The organism is Luteimonas sp. TWI382, from assembly GCF_039674545.1.
Taxonomy (GTDB): Bacteria; Pseudomonadota; Gammaproteobacteria; order Xanthomonadales; family Xanthomonadaceae; genus Luteimonas.
In genome coordinates this window covers 94,117-107,923 of the sequence record NZ_JBDJNS010000005.1, presented here as the reverse complement: position 1 = coordinate 107,923, position 13,807 = coordinate 94,117, and the positions used below count along the sequence as shown (strand labels likewise).

Sequence of the window (13,807 nt, the reverse complement as noted above, 5' to 3'; positions counted from 1 at the left end):
AAAAATTTGGTAGCGGGGGCAGGATTTGAACCTGCGACCTTCGGGTTATGAGCCCGACGAGCTGCCAGACTGCTCCACCCCGCATCAGGAGTGCGATTATGAAGCGAGCGGTGCGGAATTGCAAGCCAGAACACCCTGGCACATCCCGCTTCGCATCGCTCGATCGTGTGCCGGTGGCCGGATCACGAAAGACCGCGCCGGCATGATACCGCATGCGCATCGGCGCCGCCATCGCGCGTCGACGCCGATGCCGATGCAGGGACCAGCGCGCGCGTGGACACCAGCCATTCGAGCAATGCCCGCGCCTGCGTTTGCTGCAGCGTCACGCCGGTCGCCGATGCCTCGGGCGCGGTGCCGGCGAAGGGCGCGAGCAGTTCGGCGACGCCGACGCCCGCCCCCGAATCGAAACGGCGCAGCAGCGCCGCAGCCCTGTCGTCGAAGCCCTCGACGCGGCGCACATGGCCGGCTGCGCCGCACAGCGCACTGTCGCCGTCGTGCATCCAGGCGAGTGGAAACGACGGGTCGGCGAGCCGCCATCGCCCCTGCGCATGCAATGGCGCCACAGGCGACGCCGGGGGTGGCGGCACGAAGCCGCCGCCCGTGCGCAACGCCAGATAGCCGGCCGAGGCGGCGCTGCGCAGCGCCGCCGGCGTGGCCAGGCGCCGGACCGTCGCCAATGCCCCAGCGACCTGGTCGGCCGCCCCCGCGTCGTCTCCGCACGCATCGCCTGCAGCGGCGGCCTGCGCATCCAACGCATCGGCCGCACGCACGATCGCATCGAAGTCGTAGAGCAGCGCATGACCGTCACGCGGGATCCCCACGTTGACACTGGTCGCCACCTCGACGCCGAGGGTTTCGCCGACGTGGTAGTACGCCGCGGGCCAGTAGAGCAGATCGCCCGGCCCGACATCGATCGCGAAGGAGTCGGCCAGATGCTCGGCGTAATCGACCCGCGTCGCCACCGCGTCCTGCCAGGGCCGCGTGGGCCAGAACCGCATGCGCTTGCGCCCCTGCAGCACGAATACGAAGGTCGCGAACCGGTCCTTGTGCACCCCCACCGGCGTGCGTTCGTAGTTACCGTGGAACAGCGTGGTGATCGCCCCGGTCGACGGTAACCCGACCTGCGCGAACAGGCCCTGGAAAAAACGCCGCCCGCCCTCCCAGATACGCCGATCGTGTCGGTGGAACTCGTTGACGATCAGCGCATAGCTGCGCCCGCCGCCCTCGCGCAGTATCCGCTGCGCGTAACGTTCGAACGTGGCGTCCTCGTGGCGCGGCAACCAGGCACCGGGCTGCCGCCGCTGGCGATCGTCGAGCACGAACCGGCAGGCCTGCTCGTCGCCGTTGGCCGTGCGCGCGGCTGACGCCGCTGCCGCCAGTGCCGCGTCCAACGGATACGGCGCCGCGCCATGGCGCCGGAACACCACCGGCCGGCGGTCCCAACACGTCGCAACGAACTGCGCCCAGTCGATCGGTCCCTGCGCTTGCAGGTAGGGCATGGCCTTCATTCCCCTCCTCCCCCGTAGACACGTTGCAGCAGCGCCCGATACTCGGCCAGGGGCGGCAGGCCCATCTGTCGCCGCCACGTATCGACCTGCGTCGGCGACTGGAGCGGATACGGCACCAGCCGCCCCTGTCGCCGCCTGAACTTCGTCCCGTAGCGTTGCCGGCGGCCCGCGTTCACGCAGACCGCGTCGGTCAAGTAGGCGAGGTGGCGCAGCGGCACGTCCCCGTCGGCCGCAGCGGCCTGCACCAGCGCCAGGCATCGTCGCTGCAGCGTCGCGCCACGGCGATCGGCATGCTGGGCGAGTGTCACCGCGGCCTCGCAGGCACGGGGGCCGACCCGGGCCACCGTGGGCCAGCCGTGTGCGTCGAGCACGGACTCGAGCCAGGCCAGCGCGGTCTGCGTCAGTGCCCGCAGGCGCGCAGCGGTCTCGCGATCCCGGAAACCGTCGGCCGCCCATTGCCGACGCAGCGCGCCGTCGAGTCGCTGAATCGCCAGCAGCCGCCGGCCTATCGCGCGCAGGCGCGGCGGACCGGCAGGCAACGGCAGCGCCTGCACCTCGATCCGCTGGCGATTCCAGCGGTAGGCCACCCGGCAACCGGCCTGGGCCCAGTCGAAATGCACGCTGCCGGCCTGGGTGCTGCGGATGCGCAGGTCCACGCCAAGCGCTGGGTCGCGCAGCCGCCAGCCGGCGCCGTCGCGCCATGCGTCGGGCGCATCGCGCGCCAATTCTGGAAAGGCGTGCGCGATGGCATCTTGGATCAACGTCGCCAGATCGACGAAATCGAGCTCGCGTGCCAGCAGCCCGTCCAGGTCGGGCAACAGCGACGGTACCTCGACAGACAACGGCCCGACCCGCCGCGCGCGTGCGAACGACGGCGCCGCCAGCGCGCGCGGGGCGCCGCCGTCGAGGGGCGCGAAGAAGTACGGCACGTCGCCGCGCGCCAGCTGCGCGCGCTCCTCCTCGCACAACGGCACGCCCGCGTCCGCGCGCTCCCCGCCGTCGGCGCCGCGCTCGAGTGCGCGCGCATAGGTCGACGTGAGTTTGGGCAAGACGCGGACCCGGCCGCCGCGCAGCGAGGCGCGCAGGCGCGCGTGCAGCGCCTGGCGATGCTGCAGCAGGCAGGTCCACGTGTCGAACATGCCGCGCAGCATCGCCGGCAGTTGGCGCGCCGGCCCGAGGTTGCCGACGGCGTCGGCAACCGCCGCACGGGTCTCACGGCGCGCCCAGGCTGCTATCGTGCGCCGCAGCTGCAACGTCCCGCCCGGGGCGGCGAAGAATGCTACGGCCGGCCCTTCGACGTCGTCGGGCCGCAGTTTCGACGCAAACCCCGGATGGCCCCCGCAACGGTGCGCGGGCGAGGCGACCAATCCGGTGCCGGTCATTCGCTGCATCCGGCACCCGAACACTTCCAGATCGACGACGTGCGGCATGGGATCGCGCGCACCCGACCGCACTCCGCACAACACGTTGCTCTCGCCCAGGTCGGTCGCGCCGACCACGTGACAGGCCACACCCAAGGCACCGGCCGAGCGCCAGTACGCGCGCACTGCAGGTGGCGACAACCGCGCCCCCTCGATCGCCGGACGCGCCTGCGGGTCCAACATGCCCCAGTCTCGCGGCCGCTCCACCCAGTCCTGCCAACTGTAGGTCCAGCGATCCCGGCCGACGCCGCGCCACACGCGCAACGTGGGCAGGCGGATCGGACCGGACACCGGCGCCAGGCCATTGAGCCAGGCGAAGATCGACACGCGCCCGTCGACCGGCGCGTCCGCCAGGAAGATCCGCTCGCCATCGACCGGCCTGGGTTTGTAGGCGATGCGGGTGCCATTGCGCAGGCGCAGACACAGCACCCGCTGGCCGCCATTGTGGGTTTCCGAGGGGCTGGCCCACAGCCCGACGACGGGGCCACGCACTGCATCGCCGAAGACCCCGGCCTGCAGGTCGCGGCGCAGGCGCGCAATAAACCGCATGAGGAAGGTCCGGAACAGGCGACAGCGCTCGGCGACCTCGTCACGATGACCGGCACCGCCGATGGCGCAACGGACGAAGGCCTCGCTGACCAACGGCGCAAACAAGGCCGCATTGCCGAGGCCGAGCACGCGAACGCCGAACAGGTCGGCATGTGCCCGTCCCAATGCCCGGCACCAGGGACCCAGCGTTTCGAGCATCTCGACGAATGCCGCGAACTCGGGCCGCGCCAGCACCACCGCCAGCGATCGCGCATCATCGCCCCCCCGCAACGTGCGCAGCGGTTCGATTCGTCCGTCGGCGCGATGACGCGCGACCGGCGGCAACAGCGCACCCCCATCGCCGCGAGCGATCCTGCGCACGAGGGCCCGGGACTGGGGCGGTAGTCGGACCGGGCGCGCCGACCGTGGCAGCGATACCAGTGCGTCCTGCAGCGCGGGGCGATCGAGCGCGTCCCGAATGCGCCCGGCGCGCGCCCCGTCCGGCCGGCCAAAGCCTCAGGGCCCCCCGTCGCGATGGCCGACGGCCGCCGGGACATCCGGCACGACGCCACGCACGCTCTGGAGTTGCGCCAGCACGGCGCGCAGCGCGGGATCGGCGCCGCAGAGCGCGTCGACCGTCCAGGCGCCACCGCCGGCAAGCGTCATCCGCAATGCGCGACTGGCTGGGGTGTCGTCGACGGCCAGCGTGTGACCATTGACCGCCCACAGCCGCACCCCCTCGCCGGCCGGGATCTCGAGAATCCGCGCGCCAGGCACCGTGCGAACACGATCTGCCGACGCCAGTGCGGGGAGCGCCAGACGACCGGGCACCGGTTCGAGTGCGCACGCACTGGCCCGAGCGAGTCGATGCACACGGTCGGCCAGGTCGGCCGACGCGCCGGCCACCCATGCGCCCAGCGCATCTGCGTTGCGCGCGAGCGCGGCCGGCAACTCGAGCGCGCCGTCGACGCCCGTGCCGCGGACCGGCAGCGACGGCACGGCGTCCCCGTCAGGGCGTTCTGTCGGCAGCAGGGAAGCGAACAGATCGAGCAGTTCGCGAGTCGCGCCGACGCGATGCCGGGGTATGCCCAAACGAAGCGCGACGCAGCTCCCGTCGCCGGTCTCCTGCCAAGCCTCGCCGCACGGGCGATACAGCAGCGCGCCGGCACCCGCGGCCGCGACTGGGTGGCCGCTGCGCGCGCAGGTCAACGCGACCTGCCCCGACAACGGAAAGATCAGCGCCGCGTCCCGATGCGCGGCCGCCTCCCGTCGATACCGGCCCAGCAGCAAGTGCGCCACGATCGGCCGTGCGGGGCAGCCGAGATGCGCACACCAGGCCCACAGGAAGTTTCGGACCCGCCTCCATGCCGCGGCATCGGCGATCAGCGGCGCCTCGATCTCCAGCGACACCGGGTCGTCCGGCGCCCAGGCCTGCAACCGACGCAGATACCCCTCGCCCGACCGGTCCCGCTCGTCGGGCAACAGCGCGCCCGGCGCGCGGATCTCGGCCTCGCCAACGAACAAGCGCACTGCGGGCAGCGTGAAAAAGCGGATGCCGGAGCGCGATGGCCCGCAGATCGCGACCGCCAGGCGATACGCCGCGGCGGCCGACCAGGGCGCGACCGCGCGAAACAAGCCCGGCGCCTCGCTGCGATGACACAACGCCAGACGATTCCAGTCCAGTTGGGCGGGCTGCGCCTGCGCTGCTGCCGTGTCCATGGCCGATGCCTTCCGATCCGCAAGAGCCGCACCCGGCGGGCGTCGCCAGCCGGGTGCGGCGGCTGCGCTCAGACGCAGTAGATCGTGCGCGAACAGGTCGCCTGCGGCGCGACGCCCGCGTTGTCGAGGGCGGTGCCCTTGGGCGCCGACTTCTGCATCTGCCCGATCAGATGGTCGAGTGTCGACTTCGCATCGCCTGCCCGATCGTGGGCGGCGCCCTGCTCCTTGCTTGCGCTGACCTTGTGCATGCTCGTCTCCTTCGCTGTTGGGATGAGGTCCGCCCGCCGTCTTTGACGGGCCACCATCGAGATCGCGCGCGCCCACGGCACGACGCAAATGAATGCGATGGCCGCGAGCCCGCGCCATGGCCGGCGTCACATCGCCTGGGCCAGCGTGCTTGGCAACACCCGCCCCAGACCGCCGGCTCGACGCGGCGACAGGCGCCTAGAAGCAGTAGATCGTCCGGAAACAGGTCGACTGCGGTGCGATACCCGCGTTGTCGAGTGCGGTCCCCTTCGGCGCCTGCTTCTGCATCTGCCCGATCAGCCGATCGAGGTTGGTCCTCGCATCGACGGCCGGATTGCAACGAGTCCCCTGATCCTTGCTTGCCTTGACCTTGTCCATGATCGTCTCCTGTGCTCGGTTGGGTGACATCCCGGGGCGTTCTTGCGATCACCGGCGGATCCGGCGAGTCGCGTCGCACCGGCCCGCCGTCCTCGACGGGCGGTTCCGGAGTAGCACGCCACAGCGGAGCCATGCAAATGAATGCACCGCACACAAGCGCGAGCCATGACAGCGGTCACACCCTGGACTCGCCGGCATCACCCAGATGCCAGTCTCCGATGGCCCCCACGCGAACAGGCGTACAAACGACGCCGGCCGGGTCGAAGACCCGGCCGGCGTTGGTGACATCGAGGGTCAGCGCGACTGCGCGCGGCCCTGGGTCAGGCGAACGCCTGCTGGCACCAGGCCATCAGCGGGCTCCAGAACAGCCCCAGGCCCAGTAGCGCCAGCGCATTGACCGCGAACACGATGCGCAGCAGCTGGCCCGGGCGCTGCGCGACCGGCGCGGCGTTGGGCGCATCGAAGTACATGACCTTGATCACGCGCAGGTAGTAGAACGCGCCGATGACCGCGAACACGATGCCGACGATCGCCAGCCACAGCAGGTCGCCTTCCAGCGCGCCCTGCAGCACGACCAGCTTGGCCCAGAAGCCGAGGAACGGCGGCACGCCGGCGAGCGAGGCCATGATGCACAGCACCAGGCCGGCCATCCACGGGCTGCGCTGGTTCAGGCCCTTGTAGTCCTCGATCCGCTCGGCCTCGAAGCCGGCGCGCGAGAGCATGACGATCGCGCCGAACGAGGCCACCGACATGATCGCGTAGCTGATCGCATAGAACATCGCCGCCGCATGTCCGGTCTCGCCACCGCCGGCCAGGCCGAGGAACAGGAAGCCGACGTGCGAGATCGTCGAGTAGGCGAGCATGCGCTTGAGGTTGGTCTGCGCGATCGCGAACAGGTTGCCGACCGCCAGCGACAGCGCCGCGAGCAGCGCCAGCAGCAGCTGCGACTGGTCGTGCACCTGGCCCAGCGCGGTGTCGAGCAGGCGCCAGGCCATGCCGAACGCAGCCAACTTGGGCACCGAGCTGATGAACGCGACGATCGGGGTTGGCGCACCGTGGTAGGTGTCGGGCAGCCACATGTGGAACGGCGCGGCGCCGAACTTGAACGCGATGCCCACCAACACGAAGACCATGCCGGTCAGCAGCAGCACGCGCCCCTCGCCCACCAGCCCACCGACCGCCTGGTCGATGCCGGGCAGCGACAGCGTGCCGGTCGCACCGTAGATCAGCGACATGCCGAACAGCAGCATGCCCGAGGCCAGTGCGCCGAGGACGAAGTACTTCATCGCCGCTTCCGACGACAATGGGTTGTCGCGGTCGCAGGCCACCAGCGCATACGAGCACAGCGCCAGCAGTTCCAGGCCGACATAGACCATCGTCATGTTGTTGGCCGAGACCAGCAGCATCATGCCGGCACTGGTGAACAGGAACAGCACCGGGATCTCGCCCTGGTACAGGCCCCGCTCGCGCAGGTACGGCCATGCGTAGCCCAGCGCGATCGCGCCGACGATCAGACCGGCGACCTTGAGCACATCGGCGCCGGCATCGCGGACGAACATGTCGGCCAGGATGGTGCCGTGACCGCCGACGCCGGCGGCGATCAGTGCGGCCGCGCCGAGCATCGTGGCCACTGCCAGCGCATGGGTGACGATGCGGCGGCGCGGGTCGAGGAACAGGTCGAGCATCAGCAGCGCGAACGCGCCCAGGATCACGACGAGCTCGGGCACGATCGGGCCGAGCTCGGCCAGCGTGCGGACGGGGGGCGTCATCGGAGCGGAAATCATCGCGGCACGGCTCTCATTGAATATGGACTCACAGCTTGCTGGCGGCGATCACATTCGCCAGTTGCGCGATGGACGGCTCCATCAGGTCGGTCAGCGGCTTGGGATAGACACCGATCAGCAGCGTGCCCGCAGCGAACACGCCCAGCACCAGCGCCTCGCGGCCGTTGATGTCCTTGAGCGCGGCGACGTGCGCATTGGCGACTTCGCCGTAGAGCACCCGCTTGACCAACCACAGCGTGTACGCAGCGCCGATGATCAGCGTCATCGCCGCGAAGAAGCCGATCAGCGGATGGTTCTGGAACGCGGCCAGGATCACCATGAACTCGCCGACGAAGCCCGACGTGCCCGGCAAACCGGAGTTGGCCATCGCGAACAGCACGTAGAACGCCGCGAACCAGGGCATCACATTGGCGACGCCGCCGTAGTCCTTGATCATGCGCGTGTGCATGCGGTCGTACAGGATGCCGATGCACGAGAACATCGCACCGGACACGAAACCGTGCGAGACCATCTGCACCATCGCGCCCTGCAGGCCCAGACGGGCCGCATCGCCGGCGTCGACGTCGCGCACCAGCGCAAACGCGATGAACACGCCCAGGGTCACGAAGCCCATGTGCGAGACCGACGAGTACGCCACCAGCTTCTTCATGTCCTGCTGGACCAGCGCGACCAGGCCGACGTAGACCACCGCGATCAGCGACAGTGCGATCACCAGCCACGCCCACTCGTGGCCCGCATCGGGGGTGATCGGCAGGTTGAAGCGCAGGAAGCCGTAGCCGCCGATCTTGAGCATGATCGCCGCCAGGATCACCGAGCCGCCGGTCGGCGCCTCGACGTGCGCATCGGGCAGCCAGGTGTGCACCGGGAACATCGGCACCTTGACCGCAAACGCGGCGAGGAACGCGAAGAACAGCCAAGTCTGCTCGGTCGCCGACAGCCGCACCGCGTACAGGTCGGGCAGCTGCCAGCTGCCGGCCTGCAGATACAGGTAGATCAGCCCGACCAGCATGAACACCGAGCCGAGGAACGTGTAGAGGAAGAACTTGACCGAGGCGTAAACACGCCGCGGACCGCCCCACACGCCGATGATGATGAACATCGGGATCAGCATCGCCTCGAAGAACACGTAGAACAGCATCGCGTCCACGGCGCAGAACACGCCGATCATCATGCCTTCGAGGATCAGCATGGCGGCGTAGTACTGGTGCACGCGCTTGCTCACCGACGTCCAGGCGCCGATCAGCACCAGCGCGGTGGTCAGCGTGGTCAGGATGATCAGCGCCACCGAGATGCCGTCCGCGCCCAGGTGGTACTCGATGTCCAGCGACGGGATCCACTCGCGGCGCTCGAGGAACTGCATCCCCGCATTCGCGTAATCGAAGCCGGTGAACAGCGGCAGGCTGAGCACGAACACCGCCACGGCGACCGCGAGCGACACCCAACGCACGGCATCGGCGCGGCGATCGCCCAATGCGAGCACGCAGGCGCCGCCGAGGATCGGCAGCCAGATCAATAGACTGAGAAGAGGCCAGTTCGACACGTGGGTATTTCCGTCAGCGCCAGTACTTGATGAGGACGGCCAGGAGCACGATCAGGCCGACGATCATCGCGAATGCGTAGTGGTAGAGAGCGCCGGACTGCAGCCGGCGGACGAGGCCCGAGACCAGGTCGACGACGCGCGCCGAGCCGTTCACGAACAGGCCGTCGATGACCTTGGTGTCGAACACGCGCGACAGCTTGCCCAGCGCGACGCCGCCGCCGGCAAAGCCGCCGATCCACAGGTCGTCGGCGAAGTACTTGCGCTCCAGCACCCGGATCGGCAGCGCAAACACGCGCGCGGCCTTGGCCGGCAGCTCCGGCTTCCACCAGTACATCACCGTGGCAAGCACGAAGCCGGCCACGACCAGCCAGAACGCAGGTGCAACGAAGCCGTGCAGCGCGAAGCCGACCGGGCCATGCCACAGATCTTCCTTCAGCGCCGCCAGCACGTCGTTGGACGCCAGCACGTGGATCACGCCATCGAAGAACCCGGTACCTGCATGGTGGCCGCTCCAATCGGTGCCGAAGAGCATCGGCCCTGCGGTGAAGTAACCGATCAGGATCGACGGGATCGCCAGCAGGATCAGCGGCAGCGTCACCACCCACGGCGACTCGTGCGGCTCGTGTGCGCCATGGCCGTGATGACCATGGTCATCGTGCGCATCGTGCGCATCGGAGGCGTGCGCGTCGCGGAAGCGCTCCTTGCCGAAATAGGTCATGTACAGCAGGCGGAAGCTGTAGAACGAGGTCACGAACGCACCCAGCAACACCGACCAGTACGCGTACTGATACACCCAGCCGCCGTCGCCGGCATGCTTGGCCGCCTCGATGATCGTGTCCTTGGAGTAGAAGCCGCTGAAGAACGGCGTGCCCACCAGCGCCAGCGTGCCGATGACGCTGGTCCAGAACGTGATCGGCATGTACTTGCGCAGGCCGCCCATCTTGCGCATGTCCTGCTCGTGGTGCATGCCGATGATCACCGAGCCGGCGGCCAGGAACAGCAGCGCCTTGAAGAACGCGTGCGTCATCAGGTGGAACACCGCGGCCGAATACGCCGACACGCCCAACGCCACCGTCATGTAGCCAAGCTGCGAGAGCGTGGAGTACGCGACCACGCGCTTGATGTCGTTCTGCACGATGCCGATCAGGCCGGTGAAGAACGCGGTGGTCGCACCGATGAACAGGATGAACTGCAGCGCGGTCTCCGACAGTTCAAACAGCGGCGACATGCGCGCCACCATGAAGATGCCGGCGGTGACCATCGTCGCGGCGTGGATCAGCGCCGAGATCGGGGTCGGGCCTTCCATCGAGTCGGGCAGCCACACGTGCAGCGGGACCTGGGCCGACTTGCCCATCGCACCGATGAACAGGCAGATGCAGACCAGCGTGGCCACCGACCACTCAAAACCGCCGATGATCTCGACCGTCTGCCCGCCGCCGATCGTGGTGTCGGCGGCTGCGAACACGGTCGCGTAGTCAAGGCTGCCGAACCAGTACAGCACGCCGGCGATCCCGAGCAGGAAGCCGAAGTCGCCCACGCGGTTGACCAGAAACGCCTTCATGTTGGCGAACACCGCGCTGGGCTTCTTGAACCAGAAGCCGATCAGCAGGTACGACACCAGGCCCACCGCCTCCCAGCCGAAGAACAGCTGCAAGAAGTTGTTGCCCATCACCAGCATCAGCATCGAGAAGGTGAACAGCGAGATGTAGCTGAAGAACCGCTGGTAGCCGGGGTCCTCGGCCATGTAGCCGATCGTGTACAGATGCACGAGCAGCGACACGAAGGTCACCACGACCATCATCATCGCCGTCAGGTTGTCGACCAGGAAGCCGACATGCGCCGAATAGTTGGCGACCTCGAAGAACGTGTAGACGTTCTCGTTGAACGGTGCGGCGCCCTGCAGCAGCTGCCACAGCGTGTAGACCGACAGCGCACAGCTAACCGCGACACCGGCGATCGTCGCCACGTGCGCGCCGACGCGCCCGACCTGGCGTCCGAACAGGCCGGCGATGACCGAGCCCAGCAGCGGGGCCAGGACGATCGCGACCAGGATGCTCTTTGAAATCGTGTACTCCATGCCCGGCTCAGCCCTTCAGCGTGTCGAGTTCGGCGACGTTGATCGTGCGCCGGTTGCGGAACAGCGTGACCAGGATCGCCAGGCCGATCGCGGCCTCGGCCGCGGCCACGGTCAGGATGAAGAAGACGAAGATCTGGCCGGCGGCATCGCCGTACTCGCGCGAGAACGCGACGAAGTTGATGTTGACCGCGAGCAGCATCAGCTCGATCGACATCAGCAGGATGATCACGTTCTTCCGGTTGAGGAAGATGCCCGCCACGGAAATGCAGAACAGCACCGCGCCCAGCGACAGGTAGTGGCCCAGCGACAGGCCGGTTCCGAACAGCTCGGTCATTTCGCTTCTCCCTCGGTCGGCAGGTCGCCGGCATCGGCCGGCCCCTCGACCACCGGACGCACCGCGTCCATCTTGACCACGCGCATACGGTCCTTGGCACGCACGCGCGCCTGCTCGCCCGGGTTCTGGTGCTTGGCGCCCGGACGGCGGCGCAGCGTCAGCGTCACCGCGGCGATCACCGCAACGGTGAGGATCACTGCGGCGACCTCGAACGGCAGCAGGAAGTCAGTGAACAGCCGGCGGGCCAGCCACACCGTGTTCGAGGCCCCGGCCGCGTCGACCGCATCGACCGCGAATGGCGTCATGCGGCTGCGCACGCCGATCAACGCGAGGATCTCGAGCAGCATCACCACCGCCACGATCAGGCCGACCGGCAGATAGCGCACGTAGCCTTCGCGCAGCGGCGCGACATCGATGTCGAGCATCATCACCACGAACAGGAACAGCACCATCACAGCGCCGACATAGACCAGCACCAGGGCGATACCGAGGAACTCGGCGCCGATGAGCAGCCAGGTGCAGGCGGTGGAGAAGAACGTCAGCACCAGGAACAGCGCCGCGTGCACCGGGTTGCGGGCGCTGATCACCGCAACCGCGGACATCACGGTCGTCGCGGCGAAGACGAGGAAGAAGATCAGGGCGAGGTCCATGGCTTACCTGTACGCGGAGTCGGCGGCGCGGCGTTCGGCGATCTCGGACTCGAGACGGTCGCCGATGGCCAGCAGCTGCGGCTTGGTCACGATGTTCTCGCCGCGGTTCTCGAAGTGGTACTCGTGGATATGCGTCTCGACGATCGAATCCACCGGGCACGACTCTTCGCAGAACCCGCAGTAGATGCACTTGAACAGGTCGATGTCGTAGCGCGTGGTGCGGCGGGTGCCGTCGGCGCGCTGCTCCGAATCGATCGTGATCGCCAGCGCCGGGCACACCGCCTCGCACAGCTTGCACGCGATGCAGCGCTCCTCGCCGTTGGGATAGCGGCGCAGCGCATGCAGCCCGCGGAAGCGAGGCGACTGCGGCGCCTTCTCCATCGGGTACATCAGCGTGTACTTGTCCCGGAACAGATACCGGAACGTCAGTGCCATGCCGCCGAGCAATTCGAGCAGCAGCAGGCTCCTGAACCATGCAACGAACTTGCCCATCACTGCCCTGCCTCGAATACACCGAAGTACGCCATCAACGCGGTGACCACGATCCAGCCGATGCTGATCGGGATGAACACCTTCCAGCCCAGCCGCATGATCTGGTCGTAGCGATAGCGCGGGAACGACGCGCGGAACCAGATGAAGCAGCTGGCGAAGAAGAACACCTTCGCAAACAGCCACCACCAGCCGTCGACCGCCAGCCATTCGAGCACCGGCACGCCGTCGAACCAGCCCTGGAACGGCGACAGCCAGCCGCCAAGGAAGAACGTCGCGGTCAGGAAGCTGATCAGGATCATGTTCGCGTACTCGGCCAGGAAGAACAGCGCGAACGCCGACCCCGAGTATTCGACCATGTGACCTGCGACGATCTCCGACTCGCCCTCGACGACGTCGAACGGCGAGCGGTTGGTCTCGGCGACACCGGACACGAAATAGATCACGAACAGCGGCAGCATCGGCAGCCAGAACCAGTCGAACAGGCCCTTGCCGCCGGACTGCGCCATGACGATCTCGCTCAGATTCAGGCTGCCGGCGCCGACCATCACGCCGACCAGCGCGAAGCCCATCGCGATCTCGTAGCTGATCATCTGCGCCGAGGCGCGCATCGCGCCCAGGAACGCGTACTTGGAGTTCGACGCCCAGCCGGCCAGGATGATCCCGTAGATGCCCAGGCTGGTCATCGCCAGCAGGTACAGCAGGCCCGCATTGGCGTTCGACAGCACCAACTGGGTATCGAACGGCACCACCGCCCAGGCCGCGAATGCCGGCGCAAGGGTGATCAGCGGCGCCAGCACGTACAGCACGCGCTGCGCGTTGGTCGGCTGGATGACTTCCTTGAACAGCAGTTTGAAGACGTCGGCGAAGGCCTGGAAGATGCCCATGCCGACGTACATCGGCCCGTGACGCACGTGCATCCAGCCGATCAGCTTGCGCTCCCAGACCACGTAGAACGCCACGGCGATGATCACCGGCATCGCGATCACGAGGATCTTGAGCACGATCCACAGCACCGCGCCGATGCCGCCCAGCGACAGCAGGGCCTCGTGCAGCGGCGCGGTGAGATCGCCGAGCAGCGTTGCAGTGTTCGTGACGCCGGCCTGCGAAGTGCCGGCTTGCAACATAGGCAT

General features: G+C 68.1%; 12 protein-coding genes and 1 tRNA gene. All 13 read right to left on the bottom strand.

Annotated features, from left to right (window positions below):
• Nucleotides 1-7: 7 nt before the first annotated feature.
• Nucleotides 8-84 (bottom strand) — tRNA-Met (locus tag ABE505_RS05130).
• Nucleotides 85-182: 98 nt separating this feature from the next.
• A complete protein-coding gene (locus tag ABE505_RS05125; RefSeq protein WP_346442322.1) occupies nt 183-1,508 on the bottom strand; it encodes a cupin domain-containing protein in 1,326 nt (441 codons plus the stop codon).
• Complete coding sequence (locus ABE505_RS05120; RefSeq protein ID WP_346442321.1) at nt 1,505-3,838, bottom strand: DUF4135 domain-containing protein; 2,334 nt, start codon at nt 3,836-3,838, stop codon at nt 1,505-1,507. Before ABE505_RS05120 ends, ABE505_RS05125 begins: the two co-directional genes overlap by 4 nt.
• Nucleotides 3,839-3,973: 135 nt before the next feature.
• On the bottom strand, nt 3,974-5,176 hold the full coding sequence (locus ABE505_RS05115; protein ID WP_346442320.1) for a hypothetical protein: 1,203 nt from the start codon (nt 5,174-5,176) through the stop codon (nt 3,974-3,976).
• Nucleotides 5,177-5,244: 68 nt separating this feature from the next.
• Nucleotides 5,245-5,424 carry a hypothetical protein gene (locus tag ABE505_RS05110; RefSeq protein WP_346442319.1) on the bottom strand — a complete coding sequence of 60 codons (180 nt, stop codon included), beginning with the start codon at nt 5,422-5,424 and terminating at the stop codon, nt 5,245-5,247.
• A gap of 196 nt (nt 5,425-5,620) precedes the next feature.
• On the bottom strand, nt 5,621-5,800 hold the full coding sequence (locus ABE505_RS05105) for a hypothetical protein (RefSeq protein ID WP_346442318.1): 180 nt from the start codon (nt 5,798-5,800) through the stop codon (nt 5,621-5,623).
• Nucleotides 5,801-6,120: 320 nt separating this feature from the next.
• Nucleotides 6,121-7,584, bottom strand: a complete 1,464-nt coding sequence (gene nuoN / locus ABE505_RS05100; protein ID WP_346442317.1) for an NADH-quinone oxidoreductase subunit NuoN — start codon at nt 7,582-7,584, stop codon at nt 6,121-6,123.
• Nucleotides 7,585-7,612: 28 nt separating this feature from the next.
• Complete coding sequence (locus ABE505_RS05095) at nt 7,613-9,124, bottom strand: NADH-quinone oxidoreductase subunit M (protein ID WP_346442316.1); 1,512 nt, start codon at nt 9,122-9,124, stop codon at nt 7,613-7,615.
• 13 nt (nt 9,125-9,137) lie between these two features.
• Complete coding sequence (nuoL, locus tag ABE505_RS05090) at nt 9,138-11,201, bottom strand: NADH-quinone oxidoreductase subunit L (protein ID WP_346442315.1); 2,064 nt, start codon at nt 11,199-11,201, stop codon at nt 9,138-9,140.
• A 7-nt stretch (nt 11,202-11,208) separates the two neighbouring features.
• Nucleotides 11,209-11,535, bottom strand: coding sequence for an NADH-quinone oxidoreductase subunit NuoK (nuoK, locus tag ABE505_RS05085; protein ID WP_337245097.1), 327 nt, complete (start codon nt 11,533-11,535; stop codon nt 11,209-11,211).
• A complete protein-coding gene (locus ABE505_RS05080) occupies nt 11,532-12,185 on the bottom strand; it encodes an NADH-quinone oxidoreductase subunit J (protein ID WP_346442314.1) in 654 nt (217 codons plus the stop codon). Before ABE505_RS05080 ends, nuoK begins: the two co-directional genes overlap by 4 nt.
• 3 nt (nt 12,186-12,188) lie before the next feature.
• Nucleotides 12,189-12,677, bottom strand: coding sequence for an NADH-quinone oxidoreductase subunit NuoI (nuoI, locus tag ABE505_RS05075; protein WP_183426500.1), 489 nt, complete (start codon nt 12,675-12,677; stop codon nt 12,189-12,191).
• The gene (nuoH, locus tag ABE505_RS05070; RefSeq protein WP_346446130.1) at nt 12,677-13,807 is read right to left on the bottom strand and encodes an NADH-quinone oxidoreductase subunit NuoH; all 1,131 of its coding nucleotides are present in this window, start codon (nt 13,805-13,807) and stop codon (nt 12,677-12,679) included. The genes nuoI and nuoH overlap by 1 nt, the downstream gene beginning before the upstream one ends.

Excerpts from the sequence above, each read along its gene's own strand:
- ABE505_RS05125 (WP_346442322.1), bottom strand. The coding sequence starts at position 1,508 with ATGAAGGCCATGCCCTACCTGCAAGCGCAGGGACCGATCGACTGGGCG.
- ABE505_RS05115 (WP_346442320.1), bottom strand. The coding sequence starts at position 5,176 with ATGGACACGGCAGCAGCGCAGGCGCAGCCCGCCCAACTGGACTGGAAT.
- ABE505_RS05110 (WP_346442319.1), bottom strand. The coding sequence starts at position 5,424 with ATGCACAAGGTCAGCGCAAGCAAGGAGCAGGGCGCCGCCCACGATCGG.
- ABE505_RS05105 (WP_346442318.1), bottom strand. The coding sequence starts at position 5,800 with ATGGACAAGGTCAAGGCAAGCAAGGATCAGGGGACTCGTTGCAATCCG.
- nuoN (WP_346442317.1), bottom strand. The coding sequence starts at position 7,584 with ATGATTTCCGCTCCGATGACGCCCCCCGTCCGCACGCTGGCCGAGCTC.
- nuoL (WP_346442315.1), bottom strand. The coding sequence starts at position 11,201 with ATGGAGTACACGATTTCAAAGAGCATCCTGGTCGCGATCGTCCTGGCC.
- nuoK (WP_337245097.1), bottom strand. The coding sequence starts at position 11,535 with ATGACCGAGCTGTTCGGAACCGGCCTGTCGCTGGGCCACTACCTGTCG.
- ABE505_RS05080 (WP_346442314.1), bottom strand. The coding sequence starts at position 12,185 with ATGGACCTCGCCCTGATCTTCTTCCTCGTCTTCGCCGCGACGACCGTG.
- nuoI (WP_183426500.1), bottom strand. The coding sequence starts at position 12,677 with ATGGGCAAGTTCGTTGCATGGTTCAGGAGCCTGCTGCTGCTCGAATTG.
- nuoH (WP_346446130.1), bottom strand. The coding sequence starts at position 13,807 with ATGCCTATGTTGCAAGCCGGCACTTCGCAGGCCGGCGTCACGAACACT.